This window comes from Pseudomonas sp. PA-7-1E (assembly GCF_021605325.1).
GTDB classification, from domain to species: Bacteria; Pseudomonadota; Gammaproteobacteria; order Pseudomonadales; family Pseudomonadaceae; genus Aquipseudomonas; species Aquipseudomonas fluorescens_BV.
Genome location: NZ_WKFA01000004.1, coordinates 17,523 through 33,395 on the forward strand (window position 1 = coordinate 17,523; position 15,873 = coordinate 33,395).

General features: G+C 60.1%; 13 protein-coding genes. 6 read left to right on the top strand and 7 right to left on the bottom strand.

Annotated elements, in window-relative coordinates:
- Positions 1–50: 50 nt before the first annotated feature.
- Positions 51–1,115 (top strand): tRNA epoxyqueuosine(34) reductase QueG, encoded by a 1,065-nt coding sequence (gene queG / locus GIW79_RS03755; protein ID WP_122301615.1) that lies wholly within the window; start codon positions 51–53, stop codon positions 1,113–1,115.
- Here queG and GIW79_RS03760 read toward each other — a convergent pair.
- Both GIW79_RS03760 and orn read right to left on the bottom strand, forming a co-directional pair.
- Positions 1,112–1,729: a trimeric intracellular cation channel family protein gene (locus GIW79_RS03760; RefSeq protein ID WP_169918769.1), complete on the bottom strand. Its 618-nt coding sequence runs from the start codon at positions 1,727–1,729 to the stop codon at positions 1,112–1,114. The two genes, queG and GIW79_RS03760, sit on opposite strands and share 4 nt — an antisense overlap.
- Positions 1,730–1,911: 182 nt before the next feature.
- Complete coding sequence (gene orn / locus GIW79_RS03765) at positions 1,912–2,454, bottom strand: oligoribonuclease (RefSeq protein WP_003171343.1); 543 nt, start codon at positions 2,452–2,454, stop codon at positions 1,912–1,914.
- A gap of 108 nt (positions 2,455–2,562) precedes the next feature.
- On the opposite strand from orn, the gene rsgA reads away from it, so the two are divergent.
- Complete coding sequence (rsgA, locus tag GIW79_RS03770) at positions 2,563–3,594, top strand: small ribosomal subunit biogenesis GTPase RsgA (protein WP_003188044.1); 1,032 nt, start codon at positions 2,563–2,565, stop codon at positions 3,592–3,594.
- Between the two features lie 361 nt (positions 3,595–3,955).
- Here rsgA and motB read toward each other — a convergent pair whose 3' ends face one another.
- Both motB and motA read right to left on the bottom strand, forming a co-directional pair.
- On the bottom strand, positions 3,956–4,975 hold the full coding sequence (gene motB, locus GIW79_RS03775) for a flagellar motor protein MotB (protein ID WP_236452553.1): 1,020 nt from the start codon (positions 4,973–4,975) through the stop codon (positions 3,956–3,958).
- A 3-nt stretch (positions 4,976–4,978) separates the two neighbouring features.
- A complete protein-coding gene (motA, locus tag GIW79_RS03780) occupies positions 4,979–5,830 on the bottom strand; it encodes a flagellar motor stator protein MotA (protein WP_003188041.1) in 852 nt (283 codons plus the stop codon).
- 166 nt (positions 5,831–5,996) lie between these two features.
- On the opposite strand from motA, the gene GIW79_RS03785 reads away from it, so the two are divergent.
- From GIW79_RS03785 to asd, 3 genes are read left to right on the top strand one after another with little or no spacing between them, the layout of a single operon-like run.
- Positions 5,997–7,532: an HDOD domain-containing protein gene (locus GIW79_RS03785; protein WP_054918861.1), complete on the top strand. Its 1,536-nt coding sequence runs from the start codon at positions 5,997–5,999 to the stop codon at positions 7,530–7,532.
- A gap of 57 nt (positions 7,533–7,589) precedes the next feature.
- Positions 7,590–8,405 carry a rhodanese-like domain-containing protein gene (locus GIW79_RS03790; RefSeq protein WP_054918863.1) on the top strand — a complete coding sequence of 272 codons (816 nt, stop codon included), beginning with the start codon at positions 7,590–7,592 and terminating at the stop codon, positions 8,403–8,405.
- A gap of 15 nt (positions 8,406–8,420) precedes the next feature.
- Positions 8,421–9,281: an archaetidylserine decarboxylase gene (gene asd, locus GIW79_RS03795; protein WP_236452559.1), complete on the top strand. Its 861-nt coding sequence runs from the start codon at positions 8,421–8,423 to the stop codon at positions 9,279–9,281.
- A gap of 134 nt (positions 9,282–9,415) precedes the next feature.
- Here asd and serB read toward each other — a convergent pair whose 3' ends face one another.
- The gene (gene serB / locus GIW79_RS03800; RefSeq protein WP_003188034.1) at positions 9,416–10,630 is read right to left on the bottom strand and encodes a phosphoserine phosphatase SerB; all 1,215 of its coding nucleotides are present in this window, start codon (positions 10,628–10,630) and stop codon (positions 9,416–9,418) included.
- A gap of 133 nt (positions 10,631–10,763) precedes the next feature.
- On the opposite strand from serB, the gene GIW79_RS03805 reads away from it, so the two are divergent.
- The gene (locus GIW79_RS03805; RefSeq protein WP_236452562.1) at positions 10,764–12,311 is read left to right on the top strand and encodes a histidine kinase; all 1,548 of its coding nucleotides are present in this window, start codon (positions 10,764–10,766) and stop codon (positions 12,309–12,311) included.
- Positions 12,312–12,364: 53 nt separating this feature from the next.
- Here GIW79_RS03805 and GIW79_RS03810 read toward each other — a convergent pair whose 3' ends face one another.
- A complete protein-coding gene (locus tag GIW79_RS03810; RefSeq protein ID WP_236452563.1) occupies positions 12,365–14,935 on the bottom strand; it encodes a hypothetical protein in 2,571 nt (856 codons plus the stop codon).
- A 163-nt stretch (positions 14,936–15,098) separates the two neighbouring features.
- Positions 15,099–15,812, bottom strand: a complete 714-nt coding sequence (locus GIW79_RS03815; protein ID WP_032873461.1) for a PqiC family protein — start codon at positions 15,810–15,812, stop codon at positions 15,099–15,101.
- Positions 15,813–15,873: the final 61 nt, after the last annotated feature.

A 15,873-nucleotide genomic window follows, 5' to 3' on the forward strand; every position in this document is an offset into this window, starting at 1 on the left:
CCGATGTCTGGCAGAATTATACGCATCTAACCTGTGGTTTCCCGTGTCTCATGCCTGCTATTACCTCCGATCTGCCCGCCCTAGCCCAATCGATCAAAGACTGGGGTCGCGAGCTGGGCTTTCAACAAGTGGGCATCAGCGGCCTCGACCTGGCTGAGCATGAACAGCACCTGCAACGCTGGCTCGACGCGGGTTACCACGGCGAGATGGAGTACATGGGCGCCCACGGCAGCAAACGCTCCCACCCGGACGAGCTGGTGCCCGGCACCTTGCGCGTGGTTTCACTGCGCATGGACTACCTGCCTGGCGACACCCAGATGGCGCAATTGCTGGCCCAACCAGAAAAAGCCTACATCTCGCGCTACGCCCTGGGCCGCGATTACCACAAGCTGATCCGCAAGCGCGTGCAGCAACTGGCCGACCGCATCCAGGCGCAGATCGGGCCGTTCGGCTTTCGCGCCTTCGTCGACAGCGCGCCCGTCCTGGAAAAAGCCATTGCCGAGCAAGCGGGCCTGGGCTGGATCGGTAAAAACACCCTGGTTCTCAACCGCAAGGCCGGCAGTTATTTCTTCCTGAGCGAACTGTTTGTCGATCTACCGTTGCCGGTAGACCCACCCCACACCACCGAGCACTGCGGCCGCTGCACGGCGTGTCTGGACATCTGCCCCACCAACGCCTTCGTCGGCCCTTACGTGCTGGACGCGCGACGCTGCATTTCGTACCTGACCATCGAACTCAAGAGCGCTATCCCCGAAGACCTGCGCCCACTGATTGGTAACCGGGTATTTGGCTGCGATGACTGTCAGATCGTTTGCCCGTGGAATCGTTTCGCTCGACCTACCGCCGAAAGCGATTTCAAGCCACGGCACAATCTGGATAACGCTGAACTGGCCGAATTGTTTATGTGGGACGAGGATAAATTCCTCAGCAGCACCGAGGGCTCACCCCTGCGCCGCGCCGGTTACGAGCGCTGGTTACGCAACCTGGCGGTGGGCCTGGGTAATGCGCCGTCGAGCATTCCGGTACTGGAAGCCTTGAAGGCGCGGCGGGACTACCCGTCGGAGTTGGTACGCGAACACGTGGAATGGGCGCTGGAGCAACACGCTGCGCGCTAGTGCACATCGTCGTTGTAGACGAACTTGGGCATCTCCCAGTGAAACCGGATCGCCAGCAGGCGTAACAGGAAGCCACTGAACAGCGTCAGCAGAATCGCTTGCTCGCTGGGCAGCTTCAGGTACAGGCACAGCAAGTAGAACCAGGCAGCCAGGAACGACACGCTGGCATACAGCTCGCGGCGGAAGATCAGCGGGATGTCGTTACAGAAGATATCCCGCAGGATGCCGCCGAATACCCCGGTGATGACCCCGCTGACCGACGCCACCAACATGCCGTGGCCCATTTCCAGGGCGGTCATGCAGCCGATCAGGGTGAAGGCCACCAACCCCACCGCATCCAGCGCCAGGAACAGCGAGCGCAGGTGGCGCATCAGCGGTGCGATAAAGATCGTCACCAGCGCCGCGACAGAGGTCAGCACCAAGTATTCCGGGTGTTTGACCCAGGTCAGCGGGTAGTGGCCGAGCAACACATCGCGCACCGAACCGCCGCCCAGGGCTGTCACGCAAGCGATCAGCACCACGCCAAACCAGTCCATGCCACGCCGACCCGCGGACAGGGCGCCAGTCATGGCTTCGGCGGTGATGGCGACGAGGTAGAGCATCAGCAACATGATGGCGATCCTGACAGAGAGGCCGGCAGTCTAATCATTTGCCGAGGGCACCAAAAGGGGGCGCTTGGCGATAAACCGCGTCGCCTGTATCGCAGGCAAGCCAGCTCCCACACTTTGAATTTGCGAATGCAGTCAAATGTGGGAGCTGGCTTGCCTGCGATGGCGCACTCACTGGCGCCGCAGAATCAAGCCTTGATGAAATGCTTGCGGTAATGCTGCAACTCGGCAATCGACTCACGAATATCGTCCAGCGCCAGGTGCGTGCTGCCTTTATGGAAGCTGTCTTTGACTTCCGGCGCCCAACGCGCAGCCAGTTCCTTCAAGGTCGACACGTCCAGGTTGCGGTAGTGGAAGTAACTTTCCAGCCCCTTCATGTGCGTATAAAGGAAGCGACGATCCTGGCAGATGCTATTGCCGCAGATTGGCGACTTGCCCTTGGGCACCCATTTTTCCAGGAAGGCGATAGTTTCGGCCTCGGCTTCGGCCATGCTGATGCGGCTGTCGCGCACGCGCTGGGTCAGCCCGGAGTTACCGTGGGTGCGGGTGTTCCACTCGTCCATGGTGGCGAGTACGGCGTCGCTGTGGTGGATGGCGATCACCGGGCCTTCGGCCAAGGTGTTGAGGTTGCTGTCGGTGACAATGGTCGCCATCTCGATGATGACGTCGGTGTCGGGGTTCAGACCGGTCATTTCCAGATCGATCCAAATCAGGTTCTGTGGGTTTTGCATGGCTTGATTCTCTTGGCACCTTGGCGTAGCCGGGCAGTTTAGCAGGCGGGGGCGTGCTAGACTCGCGGCCGTTTTACCCAACTTTTGCATTATCGACACGGAACACCAATGGCCAAACGCCAGCTCAACCGTCGCCAAAACTGGCGCATCGAAAAGATTCAAGGTGAACGCGCCGCCCGCGCCGCCAAACGTGAATCCTCAGCCGTGGAAGCGCTCGAGGGCGGCGACCTGGGCCCCGAACAAACGGGCCTGGTGATCGCGCACTTTGGTGTGCAGGTCGAAGTCGAGGCGCTCGAAGGCGAACTCGCAGGCCAGGTGTTCCGTTGCCACCTGCGCGCCAACCTGCCCGCGCTGGTCACCGGCGACAAGGTGGTGTGGCGTGCCGGCAACCAGGGCATCGGCGTCATCGTCGCCCAGTTGCCGCGCAGCACCGAACTGCGCCGCCCCGACAGCCGTGGGCAGCTCAAGCCGGTGGCGGCCAACGTCGACATGATCGTGATCGTGTTCGCGCCACTGCCCGAGCCCCATGCCAACCTGATCGACCGTTACCTGGTCGCGGCTGAGCATGCTGGCATCCGCCCGTTGCTGCTGCTGAACAAATTCGACCTGATCGACGAGCAGAACGCCCCGGCGCTCAACGCATTGCTGGCGGTCTACCGCACCCTGGGCTACCCGGTGCTGGAAGTGTCGGCTCACCACGGCAACGGCATGGAACAGCTGCAACAGCAGTTGGACGGGCGGATCAGCGTGTTCGTCGGCCAGTCTGGCGTGGGCAAGTCGTCGCTGGTCAACAGCCTGTTGCCGGAAGTCGAAACCCGCGTGGGCCCGCTGTCGGAGCTGTCCGGCCAGGGCACCCACACCACCACCACCGCACGGCTGTTCCACTTCCCGGGCGGCGGCGAGTTGATCGACTCGCCGGGTATCCGTGAATTTGGCTTGGGCCACGTCAGCCGTAGCGATGTGGAAGCCGGCTTTATTGAGTTCAACGACCTGATCGGCACCTGCCGCTTCCGCGACTGCAAACACGACCGCGAGCCGGGCTGTGCGCTGCTCAAGGCACTGGAAGATGGGCGCGTGCAGCAGCAGCGGATGAACAGCTATCGGTCGATTATTGCGAGCTTGCCCGAGAGCAGCTACTAAGCAGCCCCCCACCTCTGTAGGAGCGAGCTTGCTCGCGAAGACCTCAAGCGCAACGCGGGCATCCTGGATACACGCGTTATCGTTGACGTTTTTCGCGAGCAAGCTCGCTCCTACAATGCAGCATCGGTATCGGTGGCCGTTACCGCAGGAATGGATATGTACATCGGCAAATCGCCATCGCAGGCAAGCCAGCTCCCACATTTGGATTGAGGGCGTCAGGTAGATAGGCGCCGGCTGTCAGGCCGTCACGGGAGCAAGCTCCCTCGCCACAGGCCCAGCGTCGCCCCAAAATTGTGTAGATATCTATGACAGCGCAGATACAACAAGGCCGCGATTATCGCGGCCTCGTTGTATCTGGAGCTTACGGCTTCGGCGCAGGCGTCGTAGGATCCTTGACGCCCCCATCATCAAACAGGTTCAGCTTCTGGCGCAGCTCATGGGCTGGCAGCGGTTCCTGCTCCGGCGGTAGCGCGTTGGGGTCGGCCGGCACTTCGCCTGGCGCACCGTCGCCCTGGGTCGGTGCCGGTGGCGGGGGGTGATCGCCTTCAATCGCACGCTGGGCTTTTTTGGTCAGCACCACGATGTCGATACGGCGGTTGACCGGGTTGAACGGGTCTTTGGGATCAAACAGTTGCGAGGAGGCAAAACCCACTACCCGCGCCACTTGCGGGTCCGGGTAGCTGCCGGCCACCAGCGCACGCCGGGCAGCATTGGCGCGGTTGGCCGAGAGTTCCCAGTTGCCGAAATCACCCTGGCCCGCGTAGGGCTTGGCGTCGGTATGCCCGCTGATGCTGATTTTGTTCGGCACCGCCTTGATGGTGTCAGCCATGGCCAGCAGGATGTCTTCAAAGTACGGCTTCAACCGCGCACTGCCAGAGTCGAACATCGGCCGGTTGGCCGCATCGGTAATCTGGATGCGCAGCCCCTCGGGGGTGATCTCGAAGGAAATCTGGTCCTTGAACTTCAGCAACTGTGGGTTTTCTTCAACCTTGTTCTGCAATTCCTGCAGCAACAGTTCCAGTCGCTCCTGTTCGACCTGCTCGGCCATGGATTCGACAGTGTCGCGCTCAATCGGGATTTTTTCCTGAGGCGATTCAGTTTGCACTTCCGGGTTGATGGTGCGCTCGGGCGCCAGTTCCGGCGAGCCGCCCAGGTCAATGACAAACGGCGTACCGCTTTCCGAAAAGCCAATCGGGTCCTTGAAGTAGCCGGCGATGGCGATTTTCTGTTCTGGCGTAGCGGTGGACATCAGCCACAACACCAGGAAGAACGCCATCATCGCCGTGGCAAAGTCGGCGAAGGCGATTTTCCAGGCACCGCCATGGTGCCCCGCAGCGAAGCGCTTGACGCGCTTGATGATGATCGGCTGGTTGTTTTCCATGGCTTAGCGACCGCGAACCGCTTGTTCCAGCTCGGAGAAACTTGGGCGGTGTTTCGGGTACAACACCTTGCGCCCGAACTCCACGGCCAACGACGGCGGCATGCCCGACGCCGATGCCACCAGGCACGCCTTGATCGCTTCGTAGAGGTTGATCTCTTCCTTGGCATCGTGGGCCAGGGAGGTGGCGAGCGGGCCGAAGAAACCATAGGCGGCGAGAATACCGAAGAAGGTGCCCACCAGCGCCGCACCTACGTGCATGCCGATGGCCGCCTGATCGCCCTCTCCCAGGGACGCCATGGTCACCACGATCCCCAGTACCGCCGCGACAATACCAAAACCGGGCATGCCGTCGGCAATGCCGGTCACGGCGTGGGAAGGATGCTCCAGCTCTTCCTTGAGGCTGAACAACTCCATGTCGAACAGGCCTTCCAGCTCGTGAGGCGCCATGTTGCCGGAGGACATGATGCGCAGGTAATCACAGATATACGCGGTCATGCGCTCGTCTTTAAGCACGGCCGGGTACTTGGCAAAAATCGGGCTGGCCGCAGCGTCTTCGATATCGCCTTCGATCGCCATCATGCCTTCACGGCGGCTTTTGTTGAGGATCTCGTAGATCAGCCCCAGCACTTCCAGATAAAACGTGTGGGAGAAGCGCGAACTGAACATGCCCAGGGACTTCTTGACCACGTGCATGGTCATATAGCCTGGGTTGGCCTGCAAAAATGCGCCGAACGCGGCACCGCCGATAATCAGCACTTCGAAAGGCTGGATCAGTGCGGCGATTTTACCGTGGGAGAGGACGTACCCTCCGAGCACACTTGCGATGACGACAATGATGCCGATAATTTTAGCCATAGGAGAGGGGTACTTGCGCCGTCGGGTTCATGGACATATGGGGTGCAGCAGAAAACTCTTGTTCTACTTATCGGCAAAACTGCGCCAGACTATAGCCCGTTAAGGCGAAAAGCCAATTCGGCCCGTTCCGGGCGTGTTGAACGCAAGTGATGATCGCGCCCCAATCATGGCAATTGAAACGACAGTCCCAACAAACCGCCCCACTACCCTCGCCGCTTGGATCAAGTGCCTGGACGACGTGCTGCTGCCCGTGCCCCAGGCCAGCCATGAACGCGTGTGCAAAGCCATTCGCGATAGCCGCAGTTCATTGCGAGATATTGCTGAGTTGATGCAAAACAGTCCGGCCCTGGTGCTGAGTGTGATGCGCGAAGCCAACAGCCACGCCCACGGCAGCCTGACCGAACCTGCAGAAAACCTTGAAGTCGCACTTAACCGTCTGGGCCTCAAACGTGCCGAAGAGTTGTTGGCGCGCCTGCCTTCGGTACCCGCCCGGGAAATCCCCGTGGCCTTGCGTCAGCTGTTGCTGATCAGCCAGCACGCATCCCAGCAAGCCAACGGTTTGTTCGGCAGTCGCCTGGCGCGGCTGTGGCAGGACATCCACTGGGGCAGCCTGCTGTTTCTGTCGCCGCTGTGGCCGATGGCCGTCGCCTACCCCAAGCTCCTGGAGGAGTGGGAGTTGCGGGTGATCCATAAAGGCCAATCGGCGCGCCAGGTCGAGCAACAGCTGTTCGGCGTGCGTTTGCTTGACCTGTGCCTGGGCTTGACCGAAGCCTGGCACCTGCCGATCTGGGTTTCACAGGGCTACAAGTTGCTGTTGGCCGAGCAACGCCTGCTGGTCAAGGCGCTGCACATTGCCCGTCAAGACGATGCCCTGCGCCACCAGCAATTGCTCGATGCCGAGCCCAACCTGCGACGCTGGCTGAACCAGCCGGCCAACACCGTGTTGCTGGCCAACGGCCTGGCGATGTCGGCCCAGGAATCCTGGACCTGCCCGCACACTGAGCGCTGGCAATACCTGACGGCGCTGTACCTGCAAACGCCGTTGAGCGATGTGCAACAGCAAGCCCACCAACAAGCGGTGACCAGTGCTCGTACCACCTTGATGCCCGACCTCTGGCACCCGGCGCTGTCGCTGATCTGGCCGTGGCACGTACAGAAAGTCCATCGCGGCTTGCTGCCTGCACCACCGCCCACTGCCGAAGCCTTGGCCGTGTGGCGCACGCGTTGCACCGAGTTGCTGGTGGAGCCGAGCCGCTTTGCCAACGCCATGCACCTGACCACTTGCGCCAAGGAAGCCCTGGTCGCCAGTGGCATGCAGCGGGTACTGATATTCATGGCAGATCGCGCCTTGAGCACCTTGCGTGTACACCAGGCCGATGGCCTGCCCAAGGACGCGGCTCACCTGAGCCTGGATGTGGTCAACAGCACGTTACTGCAACGCCTGCTGGAAAAGTCCGCCCAGGTACGCCTGAACCCCGACAACCATGCGCAGTTTTCCGCATTGCTGCCACCAATCCTGCGTCGTCTATTTATTGGCGAGCACTTGCTGTTGCGCTCACTGAGCTGCAACGGTCGCGTGGTCATGCTGATCGTGGCGGACCAAGGCGGCGGGCCGTTCTCGGAAACCACCGTGCAGGCGTTCGGCAAAACCGCCCAATGCATCGAGAAAGCCCTGCACAGCTTTACCAACCGCAGCGCCTGATGCTTGCGCTACAATCACCGGCCTTTATCGCCAACATTTGTGCCCAGGAGACCTCACATGCCTGACTTCTCTGGCTTGCCGCTGGTGATCGAATCCGCCGACCTGTTGGGTCGCCTCGATTCCAAGCACTTGATACTGGTAGACCTCACCAGTGTCGCCCGCTACGCCGAAGGGCATATCCCCGGCGCGCACTTCGTTGACCCCAAGCGCACCCAACTGGGACAGCCACCGGCACCCGGCCTGCTACCAAGCAAGGCCGACCTGGAAAAACTGTTCGGCGAACTGGGCCACACCCCGGACGCCACCTATGTGGTCTATGACGACGAAGGCGGCGGTTGGGCCGGGCGTTTTATCTGGATGCTCGACGTGATCGGCCACCAGAAATATCACTACCTCGACGGTGGCCTGCTGGCTTGGCTGGAGGAAGGGCACCCGCTTTCCACCGATGCGCCCCCAGCAGCCGGCGGCCCGGTCAGCCTTACGCTGCACGACGGCCCCACAGCCACCCGCGAATACCTGCAAAGCCGCCTCGGCGCGGCCGACCTGGGGATCTGGGACGCTCGTGGCCCGCTGGAGTATTCCGGCGAGAAAGTGCTCGCAGCCAAGGGCGGCCACATTCCCGGCGCGGTGAACTTCGAATGGACCGCCGGCATGGACAAGGCGCGCAGCCTGCGTATCCGCCGTGACATGCCGCAAATCCTCGAAGACCTCGGGCTGACCAAAGACAAAGAAATCATCACCCACTGCCAGACTCACCACCGCTCTGGCTTCACCTACCTGGTGGCCAAGGCGCTCGGTTATCCGCGAGTCAAAGGTTATGCCGGTTCCTGGGGCGAATGGGGCAACCACCCCGACACCCCCGTTGAGATTTAAGGTTTAAGGACAGTTATGAAAAAGCAGTTGTTTATCCTCAGCCAGTACTTGCTGCCGCACCACTTGCTGTCGCGCCTGGCCGGCTGTATCGCCGAGTGCCGCGTGCGCTGGTTCAAGAACGCCTTCACTGCCTGGTTCGCCAAGCGCTACCAAGTGGACATGTCCCAGGCCCTGGTGGAAGACCTGACCGCCTACGAGCACTTCAACGCCTTCTTCACCCGCGCGCTGAAAGACGGCGCCCGTCCGTTAGCTCCAACCCCAGGCGCAGTGCTGAGCCCTGCCGATGGCGCGGTCAGCCAGCTAGGCCCGATCGAACATGGTCGTATCTTCCAGGCCAAGGGCCACAGCTTCAGCGTGCTGGAACTGCTCGGTGGCGATGCGGCAATGGCTGCGCCGTTCATGGGCGGGGACTTCGCGACTATTTACCTGTCGCCCAAGGACTACCACCGGGTGCACATGCCACTGGCCGGTACCCTGCGCGAGATGGTGTATGTGCCAGGGCGGATTTTCTCGGTCAACCAGACCACCGCCGAAAACGTGCCGGAGCTGTTCGCCCGTAACGAGCGCGTTGTCTGCTTGTTCGACACCGAACGCGGCCCGATGGCCGTGGTGTTGGTAGGTGCGATGATCGTTGCGTCGATTGAAACCGTGTGGGCCGGTTTGGTAACGCCGCCGAAACGCGAGCTGAAAACCTTCCGCTACGACGAAGCGGCCCGCGCGCCGATTCATCTGGAGAAAGGTGCGGAGCTGGGTCGCTTCAAACTGGGATCGACCGCCATCGTGTTGTTCGGCCCGGACCAGGTGAAGTGGGCTGAAGAACTGGCAGCGGGTACGCCGGTGCAGATGGGCCAGGGCATCGCCGCTGCTAAAGCCTGATATTGCAGTTGATCGCTCCCACGCTCCGCGTGGGAATGCAGCCCGAGGCGCTCTGCGCCCAAAGCGTGACGCAGAGCGTCACTGGAGGCGCTCCCACGCGGAGCGTGGGAACGATCAGTGACAGTGAGATCGGCTTATAGCTGACCGTCTCGGTCACGCAGGCCCAGCAGATACAACACGCCATCCAACCCCAAGGTCGAAATCGCCTGCTTGGCTGACTGCTTGACCAACGGTTTGGCGCGAAAGGCCACGCCCAACCCGGCAATCGCCAGCATCGGCAAGTCATTGGCGCCGTCGCCGACCGCAATGGTCTGCTCCAGGCGCAAGCCTTCCTTATGGGCCAATTCCTTGAGCAGGTCGGCCTTGCGCTGGGCGTCGACAATCGGCTCCACCGCGACGCCAGTCACTTTGCCATCCACCACTTCCAGCTCGTTGGCGAATACATAGTCAATGCCCAGCTTGGCCTGCAACTGCTTGGCAAAGTAAGTGAAGCCGCCGGACAGGATGGCGGTCTTGTAGCCCAGCCGCTTGAGTTCGGCGAACAGGGTTTCGGCGCCTTCAGTCAGGCGCAGCGACGCGCCGATCGAATCCAGCACGCCAACGTCCAAGCCTTTGAGCAGCGCCAGACGCTCCTTGAAGCTGGCACGAAAATCCAGCTCGCCGGCCATCGCGCGCTCGGTAATCTCCGAGACTTGCTCGCCCACACCGGCCGCCTTGGCCAGCTCGTCGATGACTTCGGCTTCGATCAAGGTGGAGTCCATGTCGAACACCGCCAAGCGGCGGTTGCGACGGAACAGGGAGTCTTCCTGGAAGGCGATATCGACATTCAGTTCCTGGGCCACGCTCAGGAAATCAGCGCGTAGCGCTTGCGCATCAGCCGGTTCACCGCGCACGGAGAACTCGATGCAGCCCTTGCCTTTGTCAGCCGGAGTGTCCAAGGGCATGCGACCCGACAGACGGTCGATATGGTCGATATTCAATCCGTATTGCGCGGTGATCGAACTGACGCGCTGCAACTGCTCAGCCGTTACCTTGCGGGTCAACAGGGTGACGATATGGCGCTTTTTACCCTGGCCTTCGACCCAGTGCTGGTAGTCAGCTTCGGACACCGGGGTGAAACGTACCTGTTGATCGAGCTTATACGCCGTAAACAGGATGTCCTTGAGTACCGAGGAGGCCTGTTCGGTGCTGGGGATCTCCACCAGGATGCCGAACGACAAGGTGTCGTGGATCACCGCCTGGCCGATGTCGAGAATGTTCACACCACCCTGGGCCAGGACGCCGGTAATGGCTGCGGTGAGACCCGGCCGGTCTTCACCCGTGATGTTGATCAGGACAATTTCGCGCAAAGCGCACCCCCAGGCTGGAAAAAAACCGCATTCTACCCACTTTCAGTGACCATCGGGCACAGCCAGCGCTTTGCCGGCCATGGGCCTGTCGCTATACTGCGCGTCAACTTCACGGACCAAGAGCCGAGCGCAAGTGAACCGGCCCACGCCAGTAAAAACCGATAACTTCTTCCTGCTGATCTTCCGGGCACTGCGCCATCGCCGTGTACCGATTGCATTGCGCATCGCCAGCCATAACGTGATCCTGGTCGCTCTGGCCCTGGTGATCTACGCCTGCGTGATGGGTTTGCAGTTCAAGCAGGCCATGCACGAGCAAGCTGACGCCCTGGGCGCGAGCCTGACAACCCAGACTGCCACTTCGGCGACTGAGTTGCTGGTATCCAACGACATCCTCAGCCTCAACGTGTTGCTCAACAACCTGACCAAGAACCCGCTCGTGGCCCACGCCGCTATCTATAGCGTGGACAACCGGATCATGGCCGAGGCCGGGCAACGCCCGAAAAACGGTCTGCTCGGTGAGGCCGAAGGCCTGTATCAGAGTAATATTACGTTCCAGGACGTGAAGGCCGGCCAACTGCGTATCAGCCTTGATATGCAACAGTTCCAGCAGCCGATGACCATCAGCCTGCAAAGCATGGGCATTCTGAGCGCGATCCTACTGGCCTTGGCCCTGGCCTTGAGCCTGCGCCTGGGCCGGCATATCTCCACGCCGTTGATGCAACTGCGCATCTGGCTGCGGGATATCGACGAACACACCCCGGCCATTGATCGCCAGGACGAAATCGGCGACCTCGCGCGCCAGCTCCACGCCAGCTTTGCCCCGGAGCCAAAAGCGCCTGAAGTCGAGCCCGAGCCTGAGTACGACGACGCCGAGGACTACGCCGACGAGCCTGAGTTTGAAGTGCGCGACCTGCGCGACCCAGGCTTCGACGAAAGCGCCCCGGTGGCCGGCCTCAAGCCTGCGCCGCGCCATGTGATCAAGGCCGAGGAAGACGAACTGGACGACGAAGACCCGTTCGCCGACCTGCGCGACACCTCGGCAGCCGCCCCAGTCGCTGCGCCCAAACCCGTTGCGGTCAAGAACGCCGAGCCACAGCACAGTGCCGTACTCGCCGTGCAACTGGGCGCCCAGGAGCAACTGCGCCGCCTGCCCCGTGCCCGCCTGACCGAACTGCTCGAACGCTACCGCGACTGCCTCGACCAGGCCGCTTCGCTCTACCAGAGCGAACTGCACACCCTGAACGATGGCAGCACGCTGATGCTGTTCCACAGTGAAGACAGCGGCGAGGACTACCTGACCAATGCCATCTGCTGCGGCGAGCTGTTGCGCGCCCTGGGCCATGCCCTGCAGATCGAAGTGGCCGACAGCGGCATTACCCTGCAACTGCAGTTGGGTCTAACCGTGGGTGACGATCTGTTTGGCATTAGCCAGATCGACCTGCTACTCACCGAAATCGCCCAGGATGCCCTGGCCTTGTCCCAGCACAGCCGTAACCTGCTGTTGGTGGAGCGCAAGATCAGTGAGGACACGTTGATCCGCCAACGCGCACGTATCCGCCCGATTGCCAGCCCTGAAGGGGCCAGCTGTGTGGAGCGCTTGATGGAGCCGTATCCATCGATGCTGGAGCGGCAATTGGCGCGGATGCATGAGACCCGCAACAAGGGTCGACTCCAAGACTAATGCATTGATGATCACAAGCCCGCAGAGAACGAACACCTGCGGGCTTTCGAGTACTATTTGATTTTCTTGCTATCCACGACATTAATGGTTCGGCGTGGAATCCAGCCTGACCTGACCTGGTCCAAAAGCTGATACCCACTCATTTTAAAGTTGGACCCGACGGGTAGCGGCCTTTCTATCTGGACAGACCATTGTCCAAAACCATCGACAACCGCGTACCCAAGTGGAATTCCGGGCCTGTTCTCCTGATTCAACTCAACCACGGCCCCCACAACGCCACTGCCTTTTACAAGAGGCTGGCGGCCAACGGTCTGGTTTTCGGCAGGGGTTTCGATAACCGGAGCATCGGGAACCTGCACTACCTGGAAGGTCCTATTCGCCAACCAGCGGGCGATTTTACCGTCAAGCTGCTGATAGCCCGTCATGACAAAGGAGTTTGTGACCGGCAGAGGCTGATCAACCTGCACCGACCAGCGTCCATAGCCATCGACAGTGGTGGTCGCCAAGGCGTTATACGGGTCACCCGATTTGAGCAACACGACGGTCGCGCCCGCAATACCACTACCTGACACAACTGGCCGTCGTCCTGTTTTCACACCTTGTGCAGGGGTTTCGATAATCGCCAGATCGGGAGCATCGACAACCTGGATAGTTCTATTGGCCAACCAACCGGATCTTTTCCCCTCAATCGACTGATATCCAGTCATGGTAAAGGCGGGTGGGCTTATCGGCAGCAGATTATCAACCTGCGTGGTCCATCGCCCATAACCATCGACGGTAGTAGTGGCTAAAATATTTTCAGGTTTGTACGACTGCATCAACACAACAGTAGCACCTGCTACACCCGTACCGGTCACAAAAGGCCGGCGGCCCGTTCTGACGCTTTGGGCCGGCGTTTGGATAATCGCCGGGTCAGGTACATCAACAACCTTGAGTGTCCTGTTCGCCAGCCAACCCGAACGTTTTCCATCAAGGGTTTGATAGCCGGTCATGGTAAAGTCCGGTGGACTTATCGGTAGAGGGCGCTCTATGCGCACTGACCAGCGGCCATAGCCATCGACCCTAGTAGTGGCCAGCGGATTGTAAGGGTCGTAGGATTTAAGCAACACCACAGTAGCACCAGGGACACCGGTACCTGACACTTGCGGCAGGCGGCCAACTTCGACATTTTGGGCGGGGGTCTCGATTATTGCCGCAGGCACGCTCAGTTCAGCCACCTTGAAGCTGCGATTGCCAGATAACACCGAGGTTCTTCCCCCAAAAGTTTGTCGAGCGGTATAGGAATAACTGCCAACATCATGCACTGACAGCGAGTACACCGACCAGTTGCCGTTGCCATCGGCAATGGCAGTGCCCTCGACTTCCGCGGGCTTGGAAGCATTTACTATTTCAATACGTGCGCCAGGCCAGGCAGTGCCGGCAAACACTGGCTGTTTACCGGTGCTGGCCCCCTCGAGGGGGACCGCAATGACGGGAGCGGGGACCGTGGTTGTACAGTAAGGAAAACCCGCCCCATCAAGCGCGACCGCGACTATCGCCTCGTCCGGCCCGGCGCTGCACACAAGCACTTTAACCTTGCGGGAAGAGTCCTCAAATGTCTGCCCCGCAAGTAGCGTAGGATCGTTGGTTCTTGGCGTCTCTGGCGTGGCATCAATCTGCACATTCTGCACGCCTTGCTCCCTCGCATAACGCATCCACACGCCATTGACCCGGTTGTCATTCTCCGGAAAGTTATCAAAGACCGTAGGTTTCCTGTATTCCAGCGACAACAACGGGTAGTAGGCCCCACCGGGCGAATGGGTTTCAGGGATCTTGATCAGGTACAGCTGCGGGCCTTCGCGTCCCAACACCTTCAAACTGTAAAGGCCGGTGCGCGTGATAGTCGTCGCCTGGCCATCATCCAGCCAGCCGGCATAGCGGCGGCTGACCGCAGGATAAAGCGTGCCACCACCTGACACTGAGTCACCAGTGTCTCCATACTCAACGTAAGTGCAATCAACAGGCGCACTCACAGACGCGCCATTGCGGGGGCAGCCTATGAGGCTTCCCCCATGACGAAAGCCTAAATTATGACCAAGCTCGTGCTTGTAAACATGCGGTGAGCCTGCCTTGCCAAACACTCCAACATGCCTACCGGGGGTAAAGGCCAAGGCGCCACCGCCACAATTAACGATGTTAATTTCATAGTCGAAATCATCGGGATTAAGGCCATTCTTTTCGGCAGTCTTGCGACCCTCCGCGATAGACGTGGACATAGAGCATCCCTCAGGCTTCGGTCCAGACGTCGCCTCCACTACCCGCCCCTCCAACTTCAGCTTTCCACCGGACGCAGCCAGAATATAAGAGCGTAATGAATCAGGATCAGTAGACAGCGTATGCAACTCCACCTGATCCCTGTCCAACACACGCTCTCCCTGCCAATGGGTTACCGTGACCAACATCCTCTTGGTGCCCGTCACAGGGCGGATTATCTGACTCAAGCTTGACAGTTCACCTTCGGCTGGCGGAAGTTCATCATTTTCAAGGCCGCCAAATTCACGATTAACTTCATGGCTACAGCCCATGAGAGCAATACTTAATGCACTACAAAAAAACCAAGCGAGGAAGATCGATATTTTTTTCATGAGCTCAGTACCTTAAGAGATAGGACTGAAATCACACTAGAGACCTTATGCACAGCTGGATACTGTCAGAATTAACAGGTACGCAGAATTAGGCGCTGGCGTTTTACAGCAGGCATGAAAAAGCCCGCGGGCTTGGCGGGCTTTTTCAAAAATAAATTTCAGATCAGAACCTGAACACTTCCAGATCCGTACGAATCGGCGTGGCCATCGGCATCTTCGGCTTTTCCGGGGCCGCAGGCTTGGCCTGGGCGGGGGCCTGTTTACGCGGCTGCGCTTCGGCAATCGGCGGCTGGTTGGCCAGTGGTTTGAGCGCCACCGACAACTGCTGTGCCAAGTGCTGCAACAGCACACCCTGGGCCTGGACCTGGGACGCAGTGGTGCCGGCGTGTTCTTCCTGCAGGTGCACAATGCGGTTGTCCCGCACCTGCCCGCGACGGTCGATCAGGCGCCACTGTGCATCCAGGATCGCCGGTTGCGACTTGCCGGAATCCAGCCGCGTAATGGTCAGCAACACCTGTACATCCGGGGTGAACCCGGAGGGTCCCGGCGCCAGGACTACTCGCTGGCTGTCTAACTGGCCGGCGACCTGACGCAACATCAACTGGTTGATATCCGACGACAGGCTACCGGCCCAACGACCATCTGTGGAACCTTGCAGGCTGCCGTCGTTCTGACGTTGAAGCAGGGTTTCGCGTTGCAGGTAATCGGCAACGACTACCGGCCCCAGCAATACTGCCATGCCAGCGGTTTGGGCTGGCTGAGCCGGACTTCCGCTGTCCAGCTGGTACAGCGACACCGGTTGATGTGTGCTGCAACCCGCCAACCCCAAAAGGCCAGCGAGCATCAAAAATAGAGGAAGGCGTGGAGCAGTCATCATCCCATCCAAGTGGCTGCCACAAGGCGAACCACAATGTAATACTAAAAATAACCTGAACACG

What these genes read in the sequence shown, in the direction of transcription:
- motA (WP_003188041.1), bottom strand. Translation starts at nt 5,830, where the DNA reads ATGGCTAAAATTATCGGCATCATTGTCGTCATCGCAAGTGTGCTCGGA.
- GIW79_RS03810 (WP_236452563.1), bottom strand. Translation starts at nt 14,935, where the DNA reads ATGAAAAAAATATCGATCTTCCTCGCTTGGTTTTTTTGTAGTGCATTA.
- queG (WP_122301615.1), top strand. Translation starts at nt 51, where the DNA reads ATGCCTGCTATTACCTCCGATCTGCCCGCCCTAGCCCAATCGATCAAA.
- GIW79_RS03785 (WP_054918861.1), top strand. Translation starts at nt 5,997, where the DNA reads ATGGCAATTGAAACGACAGTCCCAACAAACCGCCCCACTACCCTCGCC.
- rsgA (WP_003188044.1), top strand. Translation starts at nt 2,563, where the DNA reads ATGGCCAAACGCCAGCTCAACCGTCGCCAAAACTGGCGCATCGAAAAG.
- asd (WP_236452559.1), top strand. Translation starts at nt 8,421, where the DNA reads ATGAAAAAGCAGTTGTTTATCCTCAGCCAGTACTTGCTGCCGCACCAC.
- GIW79_RS03815 (WP_032873461.1), bottom strand. Translation starts at nt 15,812, where the DNA reads ATGATGACTGCTCCACGCCTTCCTCTATTTTTGATGCTCGCTGGCCTT.
- orn (WP_003171343.1), bottom strand. Translation starts at nt 2,454, where the DNA reads ATGCAAAACCCACAGAACCTGATTTGGATCGATCTGGAAATGACCGGT.
- motB (WP_236452553.1), bottom strand. Translation starts at nt 4,975, where the DNA reads ATGGAAAACAACCAGCCGATCATCATCAAGCGCGTCAAGCGCTTCGCT.
- GIW79_RS03790 (WP_054918863.1), top strand. Translation starts at nt 7,590, where the DNA reads ATGCCTGACTTCTCTGGCTTGCCGCTGGTGATCGAATCCGCCGACCTG.